Origin of the sequence: Streptomyces sp. BA2, assembly GCF_009769735.1 — a bacterium.
Classification (GTDB): Bacteria; Actinomycetota; Actinomycetes; order Streptomycetales; family Streptomycetaceae; genus Streptomyces.
In genome coordinates, this window is the sequence record NZ_WSRO01000001.1 from 33925 (window position 1) to 48482 (window position 14558).

11 protein-coding genes are annotated in these 14558 nt (G+C 70.6%); 10 read left to right on the plus strand and 1 reads right to left on the minus strand.

Annotation, left to right across the window (positions count from 1 at the left end):
- The first annotated feature begins 345 nt into the window (after window positions 1-345).
- From E5671_RS00185 to E5671_RS00230, 10 genes are all read left to right on the plus strand, one after another.
- On the plus strand, window positions 346-1263 hold the full coding sequence (locus E5671_RS00185; protein ID WP_237329963.1) for a conjugal transfer protein: 918 nt from the start codon (window positions 346-348) through the stop codon (window positions 1261-1263).
- Window positions 1260-1568 (plus strand): hypothetical protein, encoded by a 309-nt coding sequence (locus E5671_RS00190; protein ID WP_160501816.1) that lies wholly within the window; start codon window positions 1260-1262, stop codon window positions 1566-1568. The genes E5671_RS00185 and E5671_RS00190 overlap by 4 nt, the downstream gene beginning before the upstream one ends.
- Window positions 1565-2149, plus strand: coding sequence for a hypothetical protein (locus E5671_RS45725; RefSeq protein WP_336605599.1), 585 nt, complete (start codon window positions 1565-1567; stop codon window positions 2147-2149). Before E5671_RS00190 ends, E5671_RS45725 begins: the two co-directional genes overlap by 4 nt.
- Entirely contained in the window at window positions 2149-4860 is a 2712-nt protein-coding gene (locus tag E5671_RS00200) for an ATP-binding protein (protein ID WP_160501817.1), read from the plus strand. Before E5671_RS45725 ends, E5671_RS00200 begins: the two co-directional genes overlap by 1 nt.
- Window positions 4857-5207 (plus strand): hypothetical protein, encoded by a 351-nt coding sequence (locus E5671_RS00205; protein ID WP_160501818.1) that lies wholly within the window; start codon window positions 4857-4859, stop codon window positions 5205-5207. Before E5671_RS00200 ends, E5671_RS00205 begins: the two co-directional genes overlap by 4 nt.
- Window positions 5208-5213: 6 nt before the next feature.
- On the plus strand, window positions 5214-8114 hold the full coding sequence (locus tag E5671_RS00210; RefSeq protein WP_336605600.1) for a hypothetical protein: 2901 nt from the start codon (window positions 5214-5216) through the stop codon (window positions 8112-8114).
- Complete coding sequence (locus tag E5671_RS00215; RefSeq protein WP_160501819.1) at window positions 8111-9283, plus strand: C40 family peptidase; 1173 nt, start codon at window positions 8111-8113, stop codon at window positions 9281-9283. Before E5671_RS00210 ends, E5671_RS00215 begins: the two co-directional genes overlap by 4 nt.
- A gap of 8 nt (window positions 9284-9291) precedes the next feature.
- Window positions 9292-9924 (plus strand): hypothetical protein, encoded by a 633-nt coding sequence (locus E5671_RS45155; protein ID WP_202120907.1) that lies wholly within the window; start codon window positions 9292-9294, stop codon window positions 9922-9924.
- Window positions 9894-12527 carry an ATP/GTP-binding protein gene (locus E5671_RS00225; RefSeq protein ID WP_202120908.1) on the plus strand — a complete coding sequence of 878 codons (2634 nt, stop codon included), beginning with the start codon at window positions 9894-9896 and terminating at the stop codon, window positions 12525-12527. Before E5671_RS45155 ends, E5671_RS00225 begins: the two co-directional genes overlap by 31 nt.
- A 332-nt stretch (window positions 12528-12859) precedes the next feature.
- Window positions 12860-13162, plus strand: coding sequence for a hypothetical protein (locus E5671_RS00230; protein ID WP_160501820.1), 303 nt, complete (start codon window positions 12860-12862; stop codon window positions 13160-13162).
- Window positions 13163-14066: 904 nt separating this feature from the next.
- Here the strand turns inward: E5671_RS00230 and E5671_RS00235 are convergent.
- Window positions 14067-14540 (minus strand): TrmO family methyltransferase domain-containing protein, encoded by a 474-nt coding sequence (locus E5671_RS00235; RefSeq protein WP_160502199.1) that lies wholly within the window; start codon window positions 14538-14540, stop codon window positions 14067-14069.
- Window positions 14541-14558: the final 18 nt, after the last annotated feature.

A 14558-nucleotide genomic window follows, 5' to 3' on the forward strand; every position in this document is an offset into this window, starting at 1 on the left:
GCTACCCCGCAACCGGCCATCGCCGACAGCGCCGAGTTCTCATGACGCGGTTGCGCACTGCCAGCGATGGGCTGCGTCCACCGTCTGCGCAGAGCGGCGATGCGCGCAGCGGATGCGGCCGATCGCCGTCCCGGGACGCCTGCTCCACGGCGATGCGCACCCCTCGCCACCGCTCGCGGCGGCCGGGTGTCGGCTGGTCGGGGTGGTGGTAGGGGCTACCACCACCCCGACCACTCATTCGTGACCTGTTCTTCACCGTGGTCGGGCCGGTGTGGTCGGCAAGCCGGTCGGCGCCGGGGGGTTGCCTCAAGGCATCAACCCCCTGAGCCCTCCGGGAGTTTTGGCATGTTCCGATCCCCAGCCCCGCCCCGTGCCGACAAGCATCCGGTGGCCGCGGGTATTGCGCTTTCCCAGATGCGGCGGCGTGTGCAACTCGGTCGCGCCGGAGCATGGGCCGCGCTTGCTACCGGTCCCCTCGCGCTGGCCATTGCCGTCGGCCAGCCCTCCGCCACCGTCGCGGCCTCCTCCGCACCCAAGCCGCAGCGCAGCCAGCAGAGCGTGACGGTGGCCGATCCCTCGGGCTACGTCGCCGAGTTCGTCGACGCGTGGCTGCGCAGCAGCGACGACGCCAGCAGCGCGGCCGCGCGACGTGTGCAGGCGATGGCCCCTGGCATCCTCCTGCCCGCCCGCGACGAAGAGGCGCCCGTGCCGCGGCGGGTGACTGCGGTGCGCAGTACACCGGGCAAGGACGGTCGGTGGTCGGTGACGGTGGCTGCGCAGTACGCGGACGCGGTGCGTTACTTCGCCGTGCCAGCGATCGCCTCGTCCAGCGGGTCCTCGTTCGCCGTCACCGCGGCGCCGGCGCTCGTCACTGCCCCCGCCCGGCACAAGTTCCCTGACTCGCCCTACGAAGTCACGGTCGAAGAGGGCCCGCTGGCCACCACGGCCGGGGAGTTCCTGACCGCGTATCTGGCCGGGCGCGGCGAGGTGAGCCGCTACCTGGCGCCTGGTGTAGAGCTGACGGCCATCTCGCCCGCGGCCGCCGCTTCGGTCGAGGTGCAGGAGGCCACCGCGCGCGAGCAGTCCGCAGCCGCCGAGCAGGTACCCGGTGACGGGACCACGGTCCATGTCCTGGCCCAGGTCGAGGCGCGCGACGCTGCGGGCCGGTGGCCACTGGCCTACGAGCTCACCTTGTCGGCCCGTGACGGCCGCTGGGAGATCGCTGCCCTGGTGTCGGGCACGACGGGCGGTGCGGGCCGATGAACTCGCTCAATCCCGTGGTGATGGCCGGGGAGCTGGCCGAGCTGGGCGACTCCTGGATCGGGACCGCCAAGGACTGGGGCACCACGGGCCTGCAGGCCGCGCTCATCATCATCGTCGTAGTGATCATGGTGCAGCGGTTCTCGCTGAAGGCGGGCATCGGCGCGCTGATCCTCATGGTGATCGCGCTGGGCCTGTACGGCTCGCGCAACGACCTGGCGAAGATGTTCGAGGACGAGGTGAAGAACCCGGCCAACGGCGCACCTGCCCTTGACCGTCCCGGGCCTGGCCCGGAGGGGCGCTTGTGAGCGCGGCCGCCGCGCCCCGTACGGCGCGCTTCTACACGGCCGCGCGGCGGCATCCCTGGGTGGTGGGCAAGCTCGCCGACTGGCGTCTGCCGCTGGGCCCCTATAACGCGGCGCAGATCGCCCTGGCCGTCGTGGGCGGCTTCATCCTGGTCAAGACGATCTCCGTGTGGAGCGTGCTGGGTCCCATCCCGGTCGCAGCGTGGGTGGTGGGGATCTGGCTGCTGCGCAGGCCCAAGATCGGCGGTCGTCACCCGGTGTCGGCCGCGATGGGCATGGTGGCACTTGCGGTGCAGCCCGCCGGGGGCCGGATCGGCCAGCGTGCTGCGCGTGATCCGCGGGCCCGTCGTCTGGGCGGCGGCTTCACCCTCGAAGACCTCACCCCCGCCACTGATGCCGCCCCGGCGCCAGCGCCGCCCCAGCAGGCTGCGCGGCGTTCGCGCACACGGCCCGTGCCGCCTGCGCGCTCACGCCCGCCCAGGCACGCCCCGGCAGCTGCCGCCCCCGCTCCAGAGGGGACGCGGGCCACAGCGCTGCTGGCGCAAGCCCAACTCCGTGCACAGAACCAGAAAGGGGGACAGTGATGCGTGTTCCCATCCGGCATATCGCCGGGCATCTGCTGTGGTCCACCCACGGCCACGTATGGGCCCTCTACCGGTTGCATCCCGGCCCGGATGCCGAGGGCCGCAGCCAGGAGACCGTGCCGGGCACCTACGTGCCCCTGTCCGTCCGCGACGAACTCCTGGGCAAAATCACGCACTTGGTGCGCTCCCTGTCCGGCGCCCCGCGCCTGTTCGGGCTGTGCGCACAGGTCGACCCGGCAGAGATCGCCTGGAAGATGGCCGACGGCCTGGAGGACGAGCACAGCGGCGACGGACTCACACCCGCCGCCCGCCCGTGGATGGAACACCTCGATGCCGCCCTGGACCTTCTCCAGGGCCAGGAGATGCACCAGCGCTCGTGGTGGCTGGCCGTCCCGCTGGAGTCCGAGCACCAAGGCGTCAAGGCGGCGGGCGCGCTGTGGGCGGAGGTCGCCGACACCTTCGGCATGCGCGCCGCCCCCGTCACCCGCGCCGAGGTCACCTCCGCCCGGGAGCAGGCCGGGCAGGTGGAGGCGCAGCTGGCCGGCGGCGCCTCGTATCGTCCGGCGCGTCCGGCGGAGATCGTGTGGATGATTCAGCACGCGGTGCACCGCGGCCTGGCCGAGCCGCTGCTGGGCGAGGCAGCACTCAGTGATCTGTACGGCGGGCGGGTCCACGGCGGGGTGCTGCACTCCCCCAGCTACGCCGACCTCGGGCAGGTCCGCCTCGAGGAAGGCGGCATCGCGCCCGCCGAGCCCGCCGCCAACGAGGACCAGGAGGACATCGGCGAGGCGCGCGGCCGCGGTGCCGGCCGGGCGCGGTGGTGGAAGACCCGGTCGGCGTCTCCGCTGCGGCGGCGGTGGCTGCAGGTCGAAAGCGACGGCGGCATCGGCTATCAGGCGCATCTGGCTTTGGCCGAGTGCCCGCCCGCCATCTCCCTGGAGGCCGCCGACCTGTTCGCGCAGCTCGAAGTGCTGGACTTTCCTGTCGACTTCACTATCGACCTGACGCTGGTGTCCGCGGAGAAGGCGCGGGCTCAGGTGCAGCGCAAGAAGACCGAGCTGGTCGACCAGGCCGACCAGTACGACGCACGCCCAACTGGCATGCCCGCCTCCCTCCCCGATGCCGCCCGCGACCTGGGCGAGCTGGACACCCGGCTCTCACGCACCAGCGTGGAAGTAGAGGTCCAGGCCATCACAGCGCTGACGGTGTGGGGGCCGACGGCTCAGCTGTGTGACGCGCGGGCCCGCGCCCTGGAAAAGCTGCTGGCGGGCGCGGACTACCGGGCGGTGCGCCCGGCCGGGATGCAGGCGGATCTGTTCACCTTGGGGCTGCCCGGCGCCGTACGGGCACACCGGCTGAAAGAGTTCACCCAGCACCAGGTCAGCGAGGACTGGGCCCTCTCGGGGGCGTTCACCCACTGCGAGGTCGGCGACCCGACCGGGATGCTGCTCGGCCTGGATCTGGACTGCGGCACCACCCGCCCCGTCCTGATCAATATCGCTGACGTCCCCAAGCAGGACGCTTCGGCCTCCCTGGGCGTAGTTGGTGACCTGGGCGCCGGAAAGAGCGTCATGCTCAAGCTGATCAGCCTGTCCGTCGTCGACCGCGGTGGCCGCGCCATCTGCATCGACCGCACCCCCGTCCGCGAATGGGCTTCCTTCGCCGAGGCCGCCGCGCCAGGCCGCTGCCAGATCATCGACGCCGCCCGGGCCGCGCTGTCCATCGACCCGCTGCGCCTGTTCCCCGGCGCCGAGGGCCGCCACTACGCGCTGAGCTACCTCACCCTGCAGCTGGGCATCGGGCCCATGACCACCTCCGGCGAGGTCCTGCACCACGCCATCGAGCAGGCCGGCGCCCTGCCCGAGCCGTCGATGAGCGGTGTCATCGACGTCTTGCGCCAGATGGCCGCCGCCGAGGGCGGCAAGCGGCAGGATGCCGCGGCCACCCTGGCCGGGCTGCTGCGCCTGGTCGAGCAGAACCCCCTGGCCGCGATGGTGTTCGACCCCTGCCTGCCGCCGGTGAGCCTGGATGGCACCGGCGCCTCCGACTTCATCGTCATCACCACCACCGGCCTCAAACTGCCGCCCAAGCAGGCCTTCGAGCACGCCGAAATCCTGCACCAGCAGCCCCTGGAAGCCTTGATCGGACGGGCGGTGCTCTACCTGATCGCGGCCATAGCCCGCCAGGCCGCCTTCTCGATGCCCGAGCGGTTCTGCGCGGTCGCGCTGGACGAGCTGTACTGGCTGACCTCCTCCGCCGAGGGCACCGCCCTGGTCCACGAGATCCTCCACGACGGCCGCAAACACGGCGCCGGACTCATCGCCGGCGCCCACGACGCCAAGGAACTCGGGCCCGATCGCGGACTGATGGCCTACCGGGCCCTGGCACGGACCACCGAACGCGAACGCGCCCGCCGCGGCCTGGACTTCATCGGCCTCGACTCGACTGACAGCGAACTGGTGCGGATGGTCACCTCGGGCCTGTCCCCCGTGGGCCACAAGGACCGCGCCGGTGAGGTTCTGCTGACAGGGCCCCGGCAGAACACCGGCCGCATCAAGGTCACCATCCCCGCCGTGGCGCGCATCAGCTCGCACATCACCACCACCCCCGGCCGGCGCCCAACCACCCCTACGCCCGGTCGGCCGGACCTGACCAAGGACGCCCCGGCCAAAGGCCCGCAGCCGGCCGCCGCACGCGAGGAGGCCCTGTGACGCCGATGACCCGCCCGAACCGGCCGCGCACCCAACGGCGCACGGCGATGCGGCACGCCGCCAGCGCCCTGACACTGGCCTGCCTGCTGCTGGCCGTGCTGAGCGCCGTCAATCCGACCGCAGGCTTCAGCCCCACCGATACAGCCCGCTCGGCCGGTGACAGCCGCAAGGATGCCTGCGCGCTGATCGTCGGCCCGGCCAAGGCGTACTGCCTGCGCACCACCACCCCGCCGACGGCCACGCCCCCGCCCCCGCCGTCGCGGGAGACGAACGTCTGGGTGCTGGTGCCGCCCGCCGTCGGCCTGCTCACCCTGGCACTCCTGCGGCGTCGTGCGGGAAGGTGCTGAACTCCCGTGAACCTCTGGCGCTTTACGCACGGCCGGCTGCGCACCCTGACCCACGCCTTGGGGCTGGCCGTGGTGTTCCTCATCGTCAACGCGCACGTCGCCTACGCGGCCGACGGCGGCGGAGACATGATGGGCCCGCTGAACGTGGACAGCTCCGAAGGCGTGCCGATCAATGGCTACGAACTGTCGGCCCAGGGCGGCTCCATCTTCTCGGTGCGCACCAACGCCTATGCGTTCATCATGAACGGCCTGTTCACACTGCTGCGTCTGGTGGTGGGCCTGTCGTGCTGGGCCATCGAGTTCGCGCTGCGCTTCCCGCTGATCAAGATGCTGGCCGATCCGGCGCAAAAGCTCTCCGACACCTACAACGACATCGTCGTCGACACCCTGGGCCTCAAGGGGCTGTTGCTGAGTTGGGCCTTCATCTTCGGCGGCATCCTGCTCGTGCGCGGGAAGGCCGGCAAAGGCCTCGGGGAAATCGTCCTCACTCTGGTCATCGCCGCCTTTGCGGCCTCCGCGTTCGTACGCCCCGACTACCTCCTGGGGCAGGACGGGCCGCTGGCCCAGAGCGAGCGATCCGCCTCGGAGGTCGCTCGGATGACCGTGGACTCCTACGACTGGGGCGGCAAAATCGCCAGCGGGGAAGCGGGCCCCTGCGGCGCAGGCCTGTCAGGTCCGGCGCTGGAGAAGTGCTACCAGCAGGAGAACAAGAAGGCGCACTCCGCGGCGGTGGCCAAGCCCATTCAGGACGCGCTGACCAACGTGACGGTCGTCAAGGGCTACATGCTCGTGCAGTACGGGCGGATCCTCGACCCGGCCAAGGCCTCGGACCGCAAGGCCTACGCCCTGCACCTCAAGTGGGTCTCCGGCGGCTACAAGCCCACCTCCGCAGCAAGCGAGGCAGCTCGTCAGCGGGCCGAAGACGCATGCGACAAGATCAAAGGCCCCGCTCACAAGTACTGCGTGAAGGGGCGATTGAAAAACCCCGGCCTCGATGAGCCGCCGCTGAAGCCGATCCCCCTCACGCCCGGCGAGGCACTGCTGGACACCGCCACCCCGGTCCTGGACTCCCAAGACCAGCAGTTCGCCGCGTTCCTCAAGGAGCTGGAGAAGGCCGGGCCGGTGGGCAAGGCGGCGGCCGAGTACGCCAAGGAACCCACCGGTTGGCGCACCGCAGGTGTGCTGATGCTGTTCGTGGCCGCGCTGCTGATCTCCGCGATCCCGCTGTCTGCGGCGTTCGTGCTGCTGGGCATGCAGGCCGCGGACGCCGGCGCGGCCGCCGTCGGCTCGGTGATGCTGGTGTGGGCAATGCTGCCGGGCCCCTCCCGCCAGGCCGTGTGGAAGTGGCTGGCGCTGCTGGGCATTTCGGTGGCCGGCATGTTCGCGATCTGCACGTTCCTTCCCTCCTACGCCATCGGGATCGATGTGGTCCTCACCGATGGCCCCGACGTCCCGGCCGAACGGCTTTTGGCGCTGGTCGCGCTGGCGTTGGCCGGTCTCGCCTTCCACCGCAGGCTGCTGGCCGGGATCTCCTCGGCCGGGCAGCGGATGGCGGTGCGGATGCGCTACGCGAAGATCGGCGGCACGCACCTGCCCGGCGACACCTCCGAGATCGGCGCCGCGCTGGCCGTCCACGGCAACGCCGGCATGGGGATGGGTGGCGGGTTCGGCCTGCGCGCGATGGCAGGCGGATATGGCCGGCTCGGTACCCGTCAGCGCATCATGCGTTCGCTGGCCGCGATGGCCGACGGCACCGGCATGCCGGTGGACACCGGACGACTGCTGTCCGATGCAGGGGCCGAGGCCTCGCGCGGCCTGGCACCCTTCGCGCTGGCCGCCACCGGCGCCGGCCTCGGCGCCCGCGGCGCGTGGGGGCTGCTGGTCGGCAAGCGACCGGGCGACAAGGCCCTGGAACGGATGCGCAAACCCACCGCCGAGGGCGATGCCCCGGGCAGCGGACCGCACGCGGACGGCGCCGACGGCGGGCCGGCAGGGCCCGGCGGGTCGCGCGGCCCGCGCCGCGACGGCCCCCCCGACCGCTACCGCAACCGGGACGGCCAGATCGTCGACCGGAAAACGGGAGAGGTCCTGCATGACCAGAACAGCGACCGCACCCTGCTCTCCACACGGGCCCACAACCGCGCCGTCAGGCTGCGCGGCTACCGCATCCTGCACCGCGGCGGCCGCATCGCCTACGGCGCCACCCTCGGCCTGCCCACCACCACCCGGCGAGCCCGCCAGGGCGCCTCCGAACACACCCAAGACGCCAAGAAACAGGTCGCGGTGTGGCGCAACACAGTCCGCTCGGACATACGTTTCAAAAAATACCGCGACGAGCCGGACGCCCCCGTCGGCGGTGGACCCGGCGGCGGAGGACCCGGCGGCGGGAGCTCCTCCTCCGGCCGCGTGCTGCGGCCCGCATCCGGCGGTTCCCCCCGCGCGGCCACGCCCCCGCGCTCCACGGCTCGTGCCAGCTCCGCCCCCGATTCCACAACCGGGCGGAGCCGCGGGGATGCCCCGCCGCCCGACAGCGGACCGGGGCCGGCCAGCGGCTTCGCGCCCACCTCGGGCCGGGCCCCCGAGCGCCACGCCAGCGACCTCAACCTGGGACCGGGCGGGCCCATGCGCTACCAGCTGAGCAGCAGGAAACCCGCCTCGCCGCCACCCACGCCACGGCCGGCGGAGCCCGGTTCTGACCCATCCACACAGTGGAGGCCGCGGATCGACCCGGCCCAGATGCGCCGCAGTGCACCGTCCGATCCGGCCGAGCTGCGCCGCCGCCTCACCGAACAGCGCCGGGCGAGCCCTGAAGAACTGCGCCGCCGCTTCGCCGAAGAACGCCGTGCGCGTGAAGAAGAGCTGCGCCGCAACCGAGCCAACCCCGACGCGGGCGGGGAGGACGGATGAGTCCGCCTCGAGTCCGGCCGCAGCCACGACGGCGGATGAAATGGGGCTGCCTGCTGACCGTGCTGCTGGCCGCCGCCAGCTGCGCCGCCCCCTTCGCCAGCGTGCTCTCTGCCTCCGCGCAACTGGCCAACCAGGAAGAGGAGACTGACATCGGATTCGTCGAGGGCGGCAGCGCCGCCGACATCCCGCCCACCATGCTCGCCGCGTACAAGAAGGCGTCCCAGCTGATCGGCCGTCACGTGCCCAAGTGCAGGGGCATGTCGTGGCCGATCCTGGCGGGCATCGCGAAGGTGGAGTCCCATCATGCTGCCGGGCGCACGATCGCCAAGAACGGCGACATCCACCAACCGCGGATCCTGGGCGTGCTCCTCAACGGCTCCGGCCAAGGCGGCAACACCACCACCTTCCCCGACACCGACGGCGGGAAGTGGGACGGCACCGCGACCGGCGAGCGGGCCGTGGGGCCCTTTCAATTCCTGCCCTCCACCTGGGAATCCAACGGCCGCGACGCCAACAGCGACAAGGAACGCGACCCGCACAACGCCTTCGATGCCGCCCTGGGCGCGGCCGTCTACCTGTGCGGCAACGGCCGCGACCTGTCCAAGACCAGCCAGCTCAAGGCGGCGATCTTTCAGTACAACCGCTCCCAGGAGTACGTGGCCAACGTCAGCAACTGGATCAAGCAGTACCGGGCCGCCGCGAGCGGGACAGCCAAAGGCGTGGACCTGGGAGGAGTCTCAGGCAAGGCAAAGAAGGTTCTGCAAGCGGCCCTGGCCCAGCGCGGGACGCCCTACTCGTGGGGCGGCGGCAACGCCAAGGGGCGCAGTACGGGGGTGTGCTGCTCGCCCAGTGGCAAGAGTGGCGTCGGCATCAAGGGCTTCGACTGCTCGGGGCTGACCCAGTACGCGTTCGCGCAAGTGGGGATCACGCTGCCCCGCGTCGCCTCCGCGCAGGCCGACCGGGGGCAGCGCATCACGTCCAAAGGCGCACTCAGGCCCGGTGACTTGGTCTTCTTTGGCTATGTGCCGGGCGTGGATTCGACGATCTATCACGTCGGCATCTATGTGGGGAATGGACAGATGGTCAACGCCGCCCGGCCTGGCACCAAGGTCCGCCTGGACCCCGTGGATGCCATGTTCGGCTTCGCGGGAGGGGCCAGAGTCCTATGACACCCAAGATGACCGGTTCACGGCCTGCTGCGCGTGGGCCGTGGCTGTTGCTGGCCTGCAGCCTGGCCCTGGCCGTCTGCGGATATCTCCTCCTGTTCGGCGGCCAGAGCACCGCTTCCTCCGACGTGGCCGCCGGATCGGCGCCGCACTCGCAGGAGCCACCGCAGCCGCGTCTTCCCAAGCAGCCTTCCCAGGACACCCCGGCGCCCCAGCCGTCCGTCTCGTCCACTCCCCCGCCGCCGCGTGGTGAGGGACGCGCAGCGGACCGGCAGGTTCAGCAGCTCTTGGAGAAGGCCTGGCCTGCGGACCTGCCGGCCGCGCAGGAGCGGCAGCTGCGTAAGAAGGGCGCGCTGTTGTTGTACGCGGACGCCACCGGCGTGGGACGTGACCGGTTCCCCGAGATCTTCGGCAGGCGTCCGGCACAGCAGGTGGCGCCCGCGTTCAGCCGCTTGCGTATCCAGGCCGCCATCGCCCGGCAAGACAAGGACGCCAAGACCAGCAGCGGGCGGGCGGTGGTGCATCTGGTGTGGGCCGCGGCCGACCGCGGGGGCACCTACACCGACGGCCGCATCAGCGACCTGTACTTCCACCGTCCGAGAGGAGGCGCACCGTGGACAGCTCTGCCCCTGAACCCCTCCTGAGCGCCCTTACCGCTTCCCTCATCCCCTCAGTCGCCCGGGATCTGGCGGCCGCACTGCTATGGGTGGCCGACCACTGGTATCTGCTCGCCGTGGTCCTGGCGGCCGCAGGCATCGGAGGGGAGTACCTGGTGCGCCACCTGGCCGCGAAGGCCTCCCAGGAACGCATGGCTCTGGAGTTCACCCCCGCCCCCCACTTCGACCCCAGTCACGAAGAGATCTTCCGCCGGGGAGTGGAACTGACGCGCGCCAGCACGTCGCTGCCCTGGTGGGCGCCGCGCCGCAGCAAGGCGGTACGGATCCGGCTGCGCTCCGATGGCCATGCCCCCTTCTCCTACCGGCTCGAAGGGCCCGCCGGGGCGGAGCGCCTGCTGACCACCACGCCGTTCGGTCCCAGCGTGCGCGTAGCCAAGGCCAAGGCCCTGCGGGACACGCCGCGGCCGCATGAGGTGCGCGCCGAGTTCATCCTGCGCGGCAACCCGGTCGCTTCCCTGAGGGAGGTGCCACTGCAGCCCGATCCGCTGCAGCCGCTGGTCGACGCGGTCGCCGACCTGCGTGCCGACCTGGGCGACCTCGCCGAAATCTGCATTGACCTGCAGCGCGCCCCCAAATGGGCGCTGCGCGCACGGCGTTGGAAGCTGATGCAGCAGGCGCGCCGGGGCGAGCAGCGGGAAGCGGAGCGCACCACTCGGTGGATGAACCGCAGTGCCGATGACTCGTTCGTCGGGCAGCTCCAGCAGCTGCTCACCTCTCAACGCGGCGGCTCAGCGCAGCTGGGGCGCCGGGGCATGGTGATGACGGCCCCGCCGGTGCGGGTGGACCGGGACAAGACGCTGGGCAAACTCGCCGAGGACGCCCATCTGGTGCGGGTGCAGATCCTGGCGCGCTGCGCCTCGAGCGTCGAGGGCCGCGCCCAGGCGCGCCTGGCGCGCGTCCAGGCCGGGCTCGATGTCTTCGGCGGCTCCGCCCGGTGGGCGATGCGTGGACTGCGCATCGGGCCCTGGCGGCTGGGCGCCGACCGGTGGCCGCACCGGGCACGCTTCGATCTGCGGTGGCGCACCGGGCAGTGCATGCCTCCGGCCGTGAACTGGGTAGGGTTGGAGGAGCTGTTGGGGCTGCTCAAGCCGCCCACCGTCTGGTGCCGGGTGCCGCTGCTGCCCGTTGATCTGCCGACCTTCGTCCACGGCAACCCCGATCTGCTGTTGCAGGGCTGGTATCGCGAGCCCGACGGGCGTCGGCGTCTGGTGGCCACTCACGCCGAGCAGACTCTCTTTGAGATCGGCGTGGGCAAGGCCGGCGGCGGCAAGACGGAACGGGCGGCCGCCCAAGCGGTCGGCTACGCGCACGCCGGTGGCGGGCTGCTGTTCGTCGACCCCCACCACGACTCCTGGCGGCGCGTGGCGCCCTTCCTCGCCCACCAGCCGATCATGGACCGGATCGCGCGGATCGACCTCCGAGCGACGGGCCGCGGCTCCGACCCGCTGATCAGCGCGTGGAATCCGATCGGCATGCATCAGCCGCGCCAGGCCGCCCATGAAGTCGTCGAGGACGTCGTAGACGCGTTTGCCACCGCCTTCGGCTGGGATGATGCGAATGCGCCGCGGGCGATCGCGATCTTTACCCAGGCACTGACCGTGCTGACCGCACTCAACGAGCTGGCCTGCCGAAACGGACGCGGCCAGGACCAGGCCACGCTCTTCCACGTCCGATCGCTGCTAACTGATCCCGGCTTCCGCAGCAGTGCACTGGCCGCCACCGAACCGGTCCTGGACGCGGACTCCCGCGCCTGGTGGCAGACCACCTTCCCCACCTTCCCGCCCGACTCCTTCAACGTGCTGCTCAACCCGCTCACCCGCCTGGCGGCCAACCCCATCACCCGCGCCTTCCTCGGCCAGCCCCAAGGGGTCTACAACATCCGCGCCGCCATGGACCGCCGGATGATCGTGTGGGTGAGCACGGCGGGCAACGGCCCCACCGACCGGCTGCTGGTCGCGCTCCTCAACCGCGATCTGCTGCGGGCCGGGCGCTCCCGGGTCGACATCGCCGAGGACCAGCGGGTGCCCTTCCGCGGCTACTTGGATGAGCTCATCACCCTGGCCACCTCCGGCGCCGACTCCATCGCGAGCATGTTCGAGGACTTCCGCAAGTTCAAGATCCGGCTGCATGCGCTGACCCAGCTCCTCGCCCGGCTCCCCCTCCCGGTGCGTCAATCGCTGGTGCAGAACGCCTCCACGCTGTCGACTACCCGAGGCTCCAGGGCGGCGGTCAGCCCCGTCACCGAGGAGTGGGGGGAGCGGCCCAGCGCCGCCCAAGTCGCCCATCTCGACCAGTTCGACCACTACAGCTCATTCACCATCGACGGTCGCTTGGTCGGCCCGGTGCTGGTCCAAGGTCCGCATCTGGATGAGTTGTTCGCCGAGCAGTACCGGCCCGGTCACGTCGCCGCCCTGGAACAGGCCGCCGACCGCAATGCCCAGGCCCGTCCCCTCAGCCAGCTGACCGCCTCCGCGGCGGATCAATTGGATCGGGTCCGTGCCTTCCTGCACGACCATCTCGCCACCCACGCGCGCCCTGTCGCTCTCACCAAGACAAGGGACTACCAGTGACCAAGCCAGCGACCGCGAGCCCCCCCCCCCCCCGGCCCTCCACGCCCTGCTGCACCCCGAGGCGCCGTTCGCCTCTGCAGGCGTCTACCGGCCCTGGATATCGGGCGGTTGAGTCAGAGGCGTGCCAACTTATCGACATCAGCGACGTGTTGTGACCAGATACGTACCAATTCCAGTGTGGGAAAGGAGGAAACAGTGTGGGCACGGGGAGTCATGGGTCGTAGGCCGGCCGTCACGCATATACATCACCGCAGCTCGAACCAGCCGCGCACTCCCCATCTCGTTTGGTCCATTGGGTCAGCACCGGAGGCAACGGACCCACCGATCGCCTCTTGGTCGCGCTCCTCAACCGTGATCTGCTGCGCGCCGGCCGCTTCCGCGCAGACACCGCCGCAGAGCAGCGGGGGCCCTTCCGCGGCTACCTCGACGAACTCATCATCCTGGCAGGCGCCGGAGGCGACTCCATCGCCGCCATGTTCGAGGACTTCCGCAAATACAAGATCCAGCTACATGCGCTGACCCAACTCCTGGCCCGCCTACCCATCTCGGTCAGGCAATCCCTGGTGCAAAACGCCTCCACCCTCTCCACCACCCGCGGCTCCAAGGCCGCCATCACACCGATCACCGACGAGTAGGGCGAGAGGCCCAGCCCCGCGCAGGTCGCCGCCCTCGACCAGTACGACCTCTACACCTCATTCACCATCAACGGCTGCACCATCGGCCCCCTCCTCGAGGACGTCTTCACCGAACAGCACCGCCCCAGCCAAGTCCACGCCCTGGAACGGGCCGCCGACCACAACGCCCAAGCCCAACCCCAAGACCAACTCACCGCATCCGCCGACGCCCAACTCCAACGCCTTCGAACATTCCTGCGCGACATGACACCAGCAACGACCCGAGCCGACGCCCTCACCAAGAACAGGGACTACCAGTGACCCCCTTCCTGCTCCTCAAGCAGAACGGCAACATTTTCACACCCCACCCTGCGAAGCGCTGCGGCAACAGCTGCTTGACTCGCTCTCCCAGCACCGAATCGCCACCATCGCTCAACTCCATGAACCGCCGCGCCCCACAGCCAGACACCGGTACGTCTCGGAGCTCTTGAACCAGCTGCGCCGCGAGGGCCTCGTCGATTTCACCGTGCTGCCTCAATCCAACCGACCCGCAGGCGCGGCACCCGGGTACGGCCGGGTTCGCTCGACGAGCGCTTCCAGCTCCTGGCCGAACGGGCGGGCGTGCCGTACATCGACGGCAAACAAGTGTCCTCGCACTCGTGGCGAGCTGGAGCGAACGCCGACATGGCCGAGCGGGGAGTTCCGCTCGCCGAACGCAACAAGGCCGGACGGTGGGCCGACGGCTCCCCCACCGCAGACAGCGTCTACGACCGACGCACGGGGTCGGGGCACGCGACCCGCTCGACAAGGTCCCAGAGTTCGGCGGCCCGGCCCTCGCCGCCGTTGCTCATGCCCGCAATACGACGCGGTTTGGTAGGGACGATGCGGCAGCGTCACACGAAGGGGGCGCAGCCGAACAGTCTGATCACGACTTGGCGGACCAGTAGTCGGCGAGCATTTCGCCCGGCCACGTTGGTTCCCGCACGGTGCCGCGCGGACCCATCGTCTGGAAGTACGGCGACAGATCGTAAATCGTAGACCCGACTACTGCGTCCAGATCGGTCACGCGCAGCCGCAGTCCATCGATCGCCAGCAGCCGCGGAACGCTCTGGGCAAGCTGATTGGGGCGCCTGTGGTTGCGGTGCGCGAAGGTGCCTGTGGCTGGCCACAGGGGGTTCCCGCGTGGGCTACGCGCGTGGTACTCGACATCAGCTGGTGACGCCAGGTTGAAGTGCCACACCACCACCAAGTGGGAAAACTCCTCCAGGCCCTGCACAGAGTCGGAGGGGAACTTGGCCTCGTCGAGCTGGATCACAGACTCGACGCCGCCCCAGTAGTCGTCGGCCACCTCGGTTCGGCCCTCGACGACTTCCCCGATGGGCTCGATCTCCAACATCATGCTCATGCCCTCCCGCTA